Below are 12,472 nucleotides of genomic sequence, written 5' to 3'. Positions count from 1 at the left end.
GGGCGGGCTAGCGACGTCGACAAGGCTCGAACGGATCTTGCCCGGACAGAGCAGTAGAAGCGGCAATGTCTGCTGACAAGGAGCAGGACATGTCAGGGAATATGACTATGAACAGACGTGTGAAAAGAAGACATCTCGCACCTCCGGTGGCTCATCGCCACCCTCTGGCGCAGGCGATCGGCAGCGCCGGCCGGGTGCTGGCTGGCGGCGCCCTGGTATCGAGCCTGGGGCTGATCGCCTGGCTGGGCGCCCCGACCACGGCGCAGGCCGATTACATCTTGACTGACGGGTCGTGTGTCGGTGCAACCCAGGCCAATGACGCCTATGTGGGGCGCGAGCCGGTAAACCGCGTTACCCAGCAAGCAACGGATGGCAACGGCAACTATTCCACCGTGGCAGGCTGCAACGCGAACCAGGGGGGGGCGGCGAACTTTGCGGTGACCGCCTTCGGTGCCTTTACCACGACCGGGGGGGATGGCGCCCTCGCCTTGGGCTTCAAGGCTTCGGCGACCGCCCGCTTTGCCAGTGCGGTGGGCCTCGACACCGTGGCCGATGCCATGGGCGCCACCGCCCTGGGCTTTGGCTCCAACGCCAAGGGGGTCAATGCGGTGGCCATCGGTGGCGCCAGCGATGGCACCACCGATGGCGCCGGCAGTGCTGCCGGCGGTACCTTGAGCCTGGCCAACTCCACCACCGCCTCCGGCGCTGGCTCCATCGCCATCGGCAGCAATACCGTCAAGGGTGCCCAGGCCACCGGGATCGGCACCATCGCCCTGGGGGGCGAATCCAGTGCCAGCGGCGAGCAGGCCATCGCCCTGGGCGAAGGCAGCAACGCCAGTGGCAAGCTGGGTACCGCCCTGGGCGTGGACACTGTCGCCTCCGGGGAGAACAGCGTAGCGCTGGGGTCGCTTGCCAGCGCCAGCGCCAAGGATACCCTGGCTCTGGGGGAAGGCAGCGCCGCCACCCAGGATGGTGCCCTGGCGCTGGGGCATGAAAGCCAGAGTAAAGGGATCGACAGTATCGCTATCGGCTCGGCGGCCAAGGCCAGCGGTAAGCAGTCCATCAGCCTGGGCTACGGCAATACCGTCAGCGGGGACTTCAGTGGCGCCTTCGGTGATCCTTCCGAGGTGTCCGGCGATCAGTCCTACTCGGTCGGCAACAACAACACCATCAAGGCGGAGCTCAGCGGCGTCTTCGGTAGTGGCAGCAGTATCGACAGCGGCGCCGACGGCAGCTATGTGCTGGGCAACTCCAGCAGCGTGACCGCGGCCGGCGGCCTGGCGCTTGGCAATGACGCCGCGGTCAGCGCGGCCCAGGGTATCGCCATCGGTAGCGGCGCCAGTGCCAGCGTGGCCGACAGCGTGGCGCTGGGCAGTCGTGCCGCCACCGAGACCGTGGTGGCCACCACCCAGGCTAGCATCGCAGGCAAGGACTACAGCTTCGCCGGCGCGACCCCCAGCGGTACCCTGAGCCTCGGCGCGGCGGCCACCACGGACAGCGAAGGCAACGCCGTGGCCAGCGTCGAGCGCACGATCACCCATGTGGCGGCGGGACGGCTTTCCGCCACCAGCACCGATGCGGTCAACGGCAGTCAGTTGCACGCCACCAACCAAGCGGTCGACCTGGCCAGGACCGATATCGATGCACTGGACACTCGAGTCACCAGCAACAGCGACAACATCACCACCAATACCACCAGCATCGCGGGCAACACCACCGCCATCAGCACCAACACCAGCGCCATCGCCACCAACACCAGCGATATCGCCGGGCTGCAAGGTGGCGTCAGCTCCCTGCAGCAAGGGGCGGTGACCTTCAAGGACAACGGCGATGGCACCTTCGACAGTGGCACGATCGTGCTGGACGAGGAGGGCACCACCATCACCAACCTGGCCGATGGTAGCCTGGCCGAGGACAGCCAGGAGGCGGTCAATGGCGGTCAGCTGTTTGCCACCAACCAGAAAGTCACCGGTAACACCACCGCCATCAACGACCTGACCACGGTGATGGCGGACACCACCAGCACCCTGACCAATCTGTCAGGTGACGTGGCCGACAACACCACCGCCATCACCAATCTGTCTCAAGGCGTGACGGACAACGGTACCGCCATCACCAACCTGACCACGTCGGTCGGCGGCAATACCACTCGTCTCGATGCGCTCGCCGAGGACGCTACCTACTACCAGGCGAACTCCAGCGCGGCAGGGGCCACGGCCAGCGGCGCCGAGAGCCTGTCCATGGGGCCACAGAGTACGGCCTCGGCGGCCAACAGCGTGGCCATCGGCAACGGTGCCAACAGCAGTGTAGCCGGTGGCGTGGCGCTGGGCGCAGGGTCGGTGGCCTCGCGCGCGGTGGTGGCGGACAGCGGCTCCATTGCCGCCGGTAGTGCCACCATCAGCTACAACACCAGCGACAAGACCCTGCTGGGGGCGGTGTCGGTGGGCAACGATGGCGGCTACCGTCAGATCATTAAGGTGGCAGATGGTGTCGAAGCGCATGACGCGGTGACCCTGCGCCAGTTGCAGGGGGCCATGGTGTCGCTGTCGACGGCGGGCGGCAACCGGTACTTCCACGCTAACTCGACCAATGCCGCCGATTCCCTGGCGGGTGGAGACCAGAGCGTCGCGGTGGGCCCGGCGACCGTCGTCAACGGAGATCATGGCCTGGGCATCGGCGACGGCGCCGAGGTCGAGATGACCGCGCCTGGTGGTATCGCCCTCGGCCAGCATAGCCACAGCTTCCTGGAAGATACCATCGCCATCGGTACCGAGAGCCAGGCCCAGGGACAGCTGTCGCTGGCGTTGGGCGCGGGCGCTACGTCGCTGGGCGCCTCCAGCGTCGCCCTTGGCAGCAACTCGGTGGCGGACGAGGCGGTGGCAACCGGCGGCATGACGCTATTGGGGCAGGACTACGTCTTCGCCGGCGGTACGCCGGTGGCGACGGTCGGCATCGGTAGCCAGGGCCAGGAGCGCACCCTCACCCATCTGGCGGCGGGGCGAGTGAGCGCCGACAGTACTGATGCGGTCAACGGCAGCCAGCTCTACGCCACTGGCCAGGCGGTGGAGGGCGTGGGCGCACGGGTCGACGAACTGGAGACGGGGTTGGGTGGTGTCACCGAGCGGGTCGATGGACTGGATAGCCGCGTGGATGGCCTGGAAGGCCAGTACGCCAACCTGGCCGATGACACGGTGAGCTACGACCCGGACTCCGAGCACGGTTCGATCACCCTTGGCGGCTCAGGGGGCACCACCATCACCAACCTGGCCGACGGGGACATCCAGCAGGGCAGCAGCGACGCTGTCACCGGTGGACAGCTCTGGGATCTCAGTCAGAAGGTCGACAGCCTGGGCAGTGGCGGCAATGGCGGCAGCGGTGGCGGCGGCATCTATACCGATATCGCTACCTCGGGGCCGGCGGCCAGCGTCGCCACGGATGAGGGCGTGGCGATCGGTGGTGGTGCTCGGGTCGAGGAAGGCGCCGAAGGCGGCGTCGCTCTGGGCAGCGGCTCGGTGGCCGACCGCGAGGGCATGAACGGCCAGAACGAGGCCTTCTCGAACACGACGGTGGCATCGAATCAGGGGGCGCTGTCGGTGGGCAGCGCCGGTGGCGAGCGCCAGATCACCAACGTGGCCGGTGGCACCGAGGCTACCGACGCGGTCAACGTACGTCAGCTCGAGGCGGTGCAGCAGGGGGCGGCCAACTATGACCGCCACGAAGACGGCAGCATCGACTATGCCAGCCTGACCTTCGGCAACGGTGAGGGACCAACCCAACTGCACAACGTGGCGCCCGGGACCAGCGAGTACGACGCGGTCAATGTGGGTCAGCTCAATGCACTGGACCAGAAGTACAGCAGTGCCTACGACCACCTCGACGACAAGATCGATGACCTTGAGGAGGATATCAGCGCTGGCATCGCCTCAGCCGTGGCCATGGGATCGGCGCCGTATATGGCCGGCCTTTACACCTACTACGTGGGAGTCGGCTACCACGATGGCGAGAGTGCGGTGGGGGTCAACCTCAGGCGGACCGCGGACAACGGACGATGGAGCGTTTCCGCAGGATTTGCAGGCTCCAGGGTTGGAATGACGGCAGGCCTGGGTGTAAGCACTACCTTTTGACCGGATGACAAGCCTGACTATATTTCCGGCCCAGATGGCAATCGCAGCAGCCAACCGGACTGGATAAAGTTCCACCGTTGTTCTTGCGGTGGCGAGATGCATCAAAAGCGTCTTGTCACCGCATTTTCATATCTTGGCCACTTCTGCCGATGACGAGACTGATCGGGTTGGTTTTCCTTATCTCAAGAGGTGTCGATCTGAGCAGCTGACACCAACGCGATCGGTCAGGTGTTGCACTTGCTCATTGAGACCGCCGGGGCGGATCCGGTGATCAGGGGGAGTGCGTCGCGCCAGATAAATGTCTCTTAGACACGAGTTATTCGTGTATTATGTTTTAAGCAATGGATGGTCGAGTCACTGAAGTTTATGCAGAGCCCCCTTCATCTGATTGTGAATATTCTGTGTAGGTTATGATTTTTCTTTGCGATATTGCTTTTTTGAGGGGGAGGAGTCCTTTTGTCGATGGCCACGAGCGGCACGAGGAAGCGGGAGTTGCCGGACGACAGGGCAGCTGTGGGTATTCGTGGCACTCCTTGGTTGGCTCGTCACGAATGCAGTGGAACAAGGTTCGCTTTCAAATATGATCGTTTAGGGTGAAGTTGTAATCCATGTTGTGAAAAAGTTGAGAATTTTCCGGAAAAGCTGGTCGCTTGGCGCTTGGATAATTAGCGTTGATTCTTAGTTTCTTTGCCATTGTGGGATTTGTTTGTGTGGCCGCTGAACGTTAGGACAATGTTGTTAATTGAGGTGCTTGCTTAGTTTTACCTTGCACCCGGAGGCCCCTAACGGGTTTCCACGACGTTCAAGGGATGACCAAGATGAGCACCTCAACTTCCGACAACGCGACTCAGGCAGCGGTACTGCTTGCCAGTGACTGCGACTGCGAGATAGGCACGATAATCAATCTTGATGAAGACGGTATGCCCGACGGTATTGCTGGTGGTATCGCTGATGACCCGGGCGAGGTCGTCAAGGTCACCGGTAACCTTGGCTACAGCTTTGGTGCCAGCGGGCCAGCCGACAGCGGGGCCTTTCGCTGGGACCCCGATAGCCTGCCAGTACTGAGCTCGGGCGGGGAGTCGCTAAGCTATCAGTTGTCGCCCAGCGGCGAGACCCTGACGGCGCGTACACCGGACGGTACACCGATTCTGCACGTCAAGCTGCTCGATCTGGACACCGGAGACTTCAAGGTCACCCTTCTGGGGGCGCTCGACCATCCTTCCCAGGGTGTCGAGGATAACCTGCTGCTCTCGCTGGGCTATACCATCACCGATGGCGATGGTGACAAGGCCACGGCACGACTTGGTATCGATATCGACGACGATACCCCGACCAATAGCGTCTACACCCCTGACTCTGTAGCAGCTGGAGATGTGGTCACCGGCACATGGTCCCAGCAGGGTGGCGCCGACGGCGTCGCCGATACCGTGGTCAAGCTGCCTGGTGACAACACCCAGTACCCCCTGGGTACTGCCATCGATACCGGTGTCGGCACCCTGGTGGTGAAGCCCAACGGGACCTGGCGTTTCGAAGCGGACGATGACGTCGCCGCAGACGCCGATCTTGACTTCAAGATCATCACCACCGACGGCGATGGAGACAGCGTCACCTGCAATGGCCACATCGACATTACCGGTGGCGGTGGTGGTGGCAATGGCGGTGGGAACGGCACCCCGGTTACGCCGGAAACCGACGGCGACCCGAGCACCAGCTCCGGCAAGGCGGTGGTCGACGAGGATGGGCTGCCCGGCGGTATCGCCGGAGGCATCAATGACGTCGCCGGCGAGCGCGTGGTCGCCACCGGTTCACTCGGCTACGACTTCGGCACCGACGGCGCAGGGGGCTTTAGCTGGAGCACCACAGGGTTGCCCAACCTGACGTCGAATGGCAGCTCTGTCAGCTGGTCGCTGAGCAGTAACGGTCGCTCGCTGGTCGGCTTCGATGGTAACGGTGATCGAGTCATCTCGATTCAGCTGACCGACGTCGCCAACGGCACCTACAAGGTAGTGCTGGCCAAGCCCCTTGACCATTCCAACCCCGACGTGGAAGACGACATCAACTTCAATGTCGGCTACACCATCAGCGATGCCGATGGTGACAGCGCTGCGGGCCAGCTCAGGGTCATCATCGATGATGACCAGCCTCATTTGGTCAATGACAGTGCCAGCACCGACAGTGATGGTTCGGTGACCGTGGACGTGCTCGACAACGATCGCTTCGGTGCCGACGGTGAAGGCGAGCTGACCGATGCCAGCGTGGTCGGCGGCGGCAATGTCGGTAACGTTACCATCAATCCCGACGGCACCCTGACCTTCAAGCCCGCACCGGGCTTCAGTGGCAACGCGGTGATCGACTACACCGCTACCGACGGTGACGGTGATACCGTTGATGGTCGCCTGACTGTCAATGTCGAAGGTTCCGATGGAACCCCCACCACCCCGGAAACCGACGGCGACCCCTCGACTGGCCCGGCCAAGGCGATTGTCGACGAGGATGGACTGCCTGGTGGCGTGGCGGGCGGCGTGGCCGATGTCGCCGGTGAAAGAGTGGTAGCTACCGGCAGTCTCGGCTACGACTTCGGGGATGACGGCGCTGGCGAGGTGCGGCTATCCACCGATGGACTGCCGTCCCTGACCAGCGGTGGCAGCCCGGTCACCTGGACACTGAGTGGCAACGGTCGCTCGCTGGTCGGCTTCGACGGCAGTGGTGATCGGGTCATCTCCGTTCAGCTGACCAACGTCGCCAATGGCAGCTACAAGGTGGTGCTGGCCAAGCCGTTGGACCACGGAGCCTCTGGCCGTGAGGACGATATTTCCTTCAGCGTGAAGTACACCGTCACCGATAGCGATGGTGATACTGCCGTCGGCCGCCTCAACGTGGTGGTGGATGACGACAGCCCGGTAGCCCAGGACGACGGTGCCAGTACCAACGGTGAGCCGGTCACCGTGGACGTGATCGCCAATGACCGGGCCGGCGCCGACGGTGGCCAGGTGACCGGCGCCAATGTGGTGGGCGGCAGCGCCGTGGGCAGCGTGACGGTCAATGCCGACGGCACCCTGACCTTTACCCCGGCGGATGACTTCGATGGTCAGGCACAGATCCGTTACACCCTGACCGACGGGGACGGTGACCGCGATCATGGTGATCTGTTTGTCCAGGTGACGCCGGATGCCCAGGACGAGCTGTTCGTGGGGGACAACGGAGACAACGCAGCCTTTACCCACGGCGGTAACGACGTGATGATCGGTGATCAGGGCTGCATCTTTACCACCCTGGAGCCGGCCACCGACTACAATATCTCGCTGATTGTGGATACCTCGAGCAGCATGGGTGCAGCGTCTGGAAGCCCTGGCCTGACCAAGCTGAAGCTGGTACAGCAGGCGCTGAAGAAGCTGGTGGTGGATCTGGTGGACCACGATGGTCAGATCAATCTGCAGATCGTGGATTTCGGCACCAATGCGGTCCAGCACGTGGCCCTTGATCTCGGCGCAAACAGCAATGATATCAACTCGGTCATCAGCTTTATCAATGGCTTCAAGAACGATGGCGCGACTAACTTCGAAGCCGGTATTCGCACGGCAAGTGAGTGGCTGGCCGCCCAGGATGCCAACCCCGAGTACAGTGGCTTCGAAGATCTGACCTTCTTTTTGACCGATGGGGGGCCGAACTACTGGCTCAACGATTTTGGCCAGGTAGAAGGCCAAAGCCGAATCACTAAGGCAGCTGTTTCCGAAGCGGTGGAAGCCTTCAAGGAACTGTCAAGTCTTAGTGAAGTCAATGGTGTTGGGATTGGGAACGGAGCGATCGTTGATATCCTGAGGTTCTTTGACAATACCGATGTACAAGGCCTTGACGCTATTCCGTATAGCGGAACCTTGGTAGAAAAGACCAGTTTGGCTGACTTTGACCCTGGCTCTACCGATCCTCTCCGCATCGAGGATTGGACACTGGTTTCGGGTGCTGGCACCAAGGCATTCCAGAACCAGCACGGACAGCTTCGCATTGAAGACTGGTATAAGGATGGTAAAGGAGCATTCGTTGTCAGCCCTTCATTCTTCGTTTCTGATACGGGTAGTGATAGCCTGAAGACCGCACTTGTCTTCGCTTACGCGACCAACGATTATACCGACTGGGACCGTATCTCTTACACCATAGAGTCATATGTTGACGGTGGTTGGCAGCTCTACTCTTCTGCTGATGTCATTGAATCGACTAGTTGGCGAGTGTGGGATGCTGGCTTTCTTGAAGCAGGTCAATATCGCCTGATCTTCGAGGTGGAAAACAACGATGGTGGTGATGATTTCATTGCCATTGATCCAATCTCTCTCGAGGAGCGCCTGGTGGGCGATGATGATCTGGCTTACTACGGACAGGTGGAGATTGTCCAGGATAGTGACGATCTTGATGCCGCTCTTTCCAACGGCGGCCAGATTGACACCCTGAAACCATTGGGTAACGACGTACTGACAGGGCAGGCGGGAGATGACCTTATCTTCGGTGACACCGTCAATACCGATCACCTGGCCTGGACCAACGGCGATACCGGGGAGGCCTTCGTCGCCAGTGAGCATGATGGTCTGGGCTATGAAGGTCTGACCGAGTATCTCAAGTGGGCGGTGAATGGTGGCTCCGACGCGTCGAGCGAGCAGATTCGCCAATACGTCAGCGACAACTATGTCTCACTGCTGGATGAGTTGCGAGTGGATGGCGGTGACGACGTCCTTCGCGGTGGCGCTGGAGACGACATCCTGGTGGGTGCCGCTGGTAATGATTTGCTGCTGGGAGGCGCCGATGATGACCTGATGATGGGCGGTTTCGGCGCCGATACCTTTGCCTTCGAGTCCGGCGACGCCGGCAGTGATGGTGCGCCAGCAATCGATACCATTGCGGACTTCACCTTGGGCAGTTTTGGCAGTGATGACAACGCGGACAGGCTCGATTTTTCCGATCTGCTTGATGATGCCCCTGACGCAGATGTGTCAGATTACCTGTTCGCACGTCAGAGTGGCAGCGATACCCTGCTTTCCCTCAACACCGGTGGCGACATCAATGTTGGTGGAACGAACGCCGATCAAACGATTGTGCTTCATGATGTCAGCATGGGAGGTGCGACTAGCGACAACTTCCTGCAGCAATTGATTCAGGATAATCAGCTCGATATCTGATATTGAGGATCAGTTGGTATTAAAAAGGAAAAACACCCGGCCTAAGCCGGGTGTTTTTTTATTATTATAATGGATGAGTTTGTTGGTGAGAGTGTTCTACTGTATTTTGTGCTCGTTCGCTATTTTTCATGTTTTTTGGATTTCTGTTCAATGGTTTTTTTAAATTCTTTTCGTTAGCTTCCAGATAAGTGGTCATCAATAGAAAATTGTTTTCACAAACGTTGGAGTGGGCATGGAAACTCAACAAGTAAAAGAAATTGATCTGGGCGCGGCACTCTACTTGGATGGGCAACATCTGGAAGAAAATGACAGCAGAAGGCTTGCCAGTACACCGGACTCTGACGGCGACCCGACGACCAGGACGGCAAAGGCAATAGTCGATGAGGACGGGCTTGCCGGAGGCGTACCAGGAGGTGCCTACGATGTGAATGGTCAGCGAGCCGTGGTCTTCGGAACGCTCGGGTACGATTTTGGTGATGGAGGAGTGGGGCGCTTCAGGTGGAGCACTGATGAGTTGCCGGAGTGGACTTCTGCAGGGTCTACAATTGCCTGGACCTTGAGTGGTAACGGACGCTCACTCGTGGGGTTTGATGAAGAAGGCAGGCGCGTCATCTCAGTGCAGTTGACGGATGTGGCCAACGGGACCTACAAGGTAGCGCTGGCAAGACCGCTGGATCACGCTGCTGCAGGGCGAGAAGATGATCTTGCTTTTCCACTGCGCTATACCATCACCAGTTCCGAGGGAGACACGGCAGAAGGGCAGCTCGATGTCGTTGTCGATGACGATAGTCCTGTGGTCACGGAAGACATCGCCAGGAGCTCTAATGGTGAAGCCGTCGTTGTGGACGTGCTGGCCAATGATCAGACAGGTGCGGATGGAGGTAGACTGTCGACGGCGAAGGTGGTGGGAGGAAATGATGCAGGGCATGTGTCGATCAACGACGATGGCACCCTGACCTTTGTTCCCGCGAGTGGCTTCACCGGCAGTGCCAGCGTCATCTATACCCTTGTCGATGGCGATGGTGACCATGCCCAAGGCGAGTTGACCGTCGATGTGTCGGCAAGAGCCCCCGATACACTGGTGGTTGACGGCAACACAGGAGATGTTCTTGAGGGCCAGTCTGGTGAGGATATTCTGATTGGAGATAGAGGGGGAGTTACAATACGTACTGACCCGGCTGCCAATTATAATGTCTCCCTGATCATCGATACCGGTAGTAGTATGGCTTCCGGTTTCGGTGTCAGCGGGATTTCCCGCTTGCAGCTAGTCAAGGATGCCTTGAAGCGGCTTATCGTCGACTTGGTCGATCACGAAGGCCAGATCAATCTACAGATTGTGGATATGGGATCGAATGCCAGCGAGCAAGTAGTGATCGACCTGGGAAGCCTCAGCGATGATATTGAGGTGTCATTGAACTTTATCGATGACATGAGTGCATCCGGCGGCTCTAATTACGAAGCAGCTTTTCGCACTGCGACCGAATGGTATGCGGACCAACGAGTCGAATTTTTCGGTTTTCGTAACCTGGCTCTTCTTCTTTCTGATGGTACCCCTACCCATTATCTTGACCAGAACAAGAATGTGATCAGTGCTTCGAGTGTCAATGAAAAGGCGATCAGCGAAGCAGCGGATGCTTTTTTCTATCTTTCGTATTTCAGCGAAGTACACGCTATGGGCGCCGGCGATGGTTCTCGGCTCGATGTTCTTGACTTTTTTGACAACACCAGCGTAAAGGAAATGCAGGTGGCACCGTATGGCGGAGAGACGCTGAGTACCAGTTTTCTGGCCCGGTTTTTTGCCGGGTCGACCGAACCCCTGCGGGTCGAAGATTGGAGACTGACATCAGGAGCGGGCACCAAGGGTTTCCAGACGAATGGCCATCTGAGGATTGAAGACTGGAAGAATGATGGCCATGAAGCACAGTTGGTCAGCCCGATATTCTTTGTTTCAGAAAGTGATGAGGCCAATGTAAAGACAGCGCTGCTTTACGAGTACTCAACGAATGGGTATGCCCTGGGAGACCGAGTGGCGTACAGAGTCGAGACCTTGGTGGATGGTGAATGGTCTGTATACTCAGATGCTTCTTTAACACCGTCAACCAGTTGGAAGACCTGGGATGCCGGATTTCTCGAAGCGGGGCAGTATCGAATTGTTCTCGAGGTGGATAACGGAGCTGGTGGTGATGATTATCTTGCCATCGATAATATCCGTTTGGAAGAAAGAGAATACGATGTGTTCTCTGTCTTTGAGCGTGGAGAGGCAGAGATACTGACTTCTGCAAGCGAACTGGAGGTTCCGTTGTATGCTGGTGGGGAAGTGAGTAGTGAGAAAAGTGTCGGTGGCGATGAGCTTTTCGGCAGGTCGGGTGATGATGTTCTTTTTGGAGACTCAATAGATACAGATGGATTGAGTTGGGTGAATGGTGATAGTGGTGACGCCTTTCTGCCGGGGCAGCACGACGGCTTTGGATTTGAAGGTTTGCTGGAGTACTTGAAGTGGGCCGTCAACGATGGAGATATGGCTTCCGGGCAGCAGGTGCGCCAGTACATACGGGATAATCACCAGAACCTGTGGGGTAACAGTCGAATTGATGGGGGACAGGATACACTGGATGGTGGTGAAGGTGATGATATCCTGGTCGGGGGTGGTGGCATGGACCTGCTCAAGGGAGGTGCGGGTAATGATCTTCTCGTGGGGGGGAAAGGTGCTGATACCTTCGCGTACCATCTTGCCCATCTTTCGGGAAATGAAGCTCAAGAAGAAGACACTATTGTGGACTTTACCTTTGGTTACTTCGGTAGGTTTTCTCAAGGCGATCGCCTGGATCTTTCTGATGTTGTTGAATTGGACGAAGAGGGATCAATATCGAAGTATATTTTAGCTCGACAGTTGGGTGAAGATACCTTGATCTCGGTCGACTCCGACGGCGTGATAGGTGACTCGGGGGAGCATGCAGACCTTTCGATCATGTTGCTAGACGTGGACATGGCGAGTAGCACCAGCGAACAGTTTCTCTCCACCTTGATCGATAACGGTCAATTGGTCGTGTAGCAGTCGCAGCTATTCTGATGCTTCAAGCTTGGCTTATGCCGGGCTTTAATGAGATGGTCAGCCTGACCTCATGAATTCAACCAATAAGCCCAGCAGGCTATGCTTGCTGGGCTTCTTCTTTCAAGAGGACC

The 12,472-nt window shown here is 58.9% G+C and carries 3 protein-coding genes; all 3 read left to right on the top strand.

Translation table 11 applies throughout. The features are described from left to right. Positions 1–119 precede the first annotated feature (119 nt). The 3 genes from NFI08_RS00935 to NFI08_RS00925 all read left to right on the top strand — a co-directional run bounded on the left by NFI08_RS00935 (position 120) and on the right by NFI08_RS00925 (position 12,341). Entirely contained in the window at positions 120–4,124 is a 4,005-nt protein-coding gene (locus NFI08_RS00935; protein ID WP_349586526.1) for a beta strand repeat-containing protein, read from the top strand. Positions 4,125–4,942: 818 nt separating this feature from the next. Beyond that, on the top strand, positions 4,943–9,289 hold the full coding sequence (locus tag NFI08_RS00930; RefSeq protein WP_349586523.1) for a cadherin-like domain-containing protein: 4,347 nt from the start codon (positions 4,943–4,945) through the stop codon (positions 9,287–9,289). Between the two features lie 232 nt (positions 9,290–9,521). Further along, entirely contained in the window at positions 9,522–12,341 is a 2,820-nt protein-coding gene (locus tag NFI08_RS00925) for an Ig-like domain-containing protein (protein WP_349586520.1), read from the top strand. Positions 12,342–12,472: the final 131 nt, after the last annotated feature.

This window comes from Halomonas sp. EF61 (genome assembly GCF_040147045.1).
Lineage (GTDB): Bacteria > Pseudomonadota > Gammaproteobacteria > Pseudomonadales > Halomonadaceae > Halomonas > Halomonas litopenaei.
The sequence above is the reverse complement of the archived record's forward strand: the minus strand, read 5'-3'. Positions and strand labels throughout refer to the sequence as shown.

Bases quoted from the DNA above. Each gene is read 5' to 3' on its own strand.
- NFI08_RS00930 (WP_349586523.1), top strand. From the start codon at position 4,943: ATGAGCACCTCAACTTCCGACAACGCGACTCAGGCAGCGGTACTGCTT.
- NFI08_RS00925 (WP_349586520.1), top strand. From the start codon at position 9,522: ATGGAAACTCAACAAGTAAAAGAAATTGATCTGGGCGCGGCACTCTAC.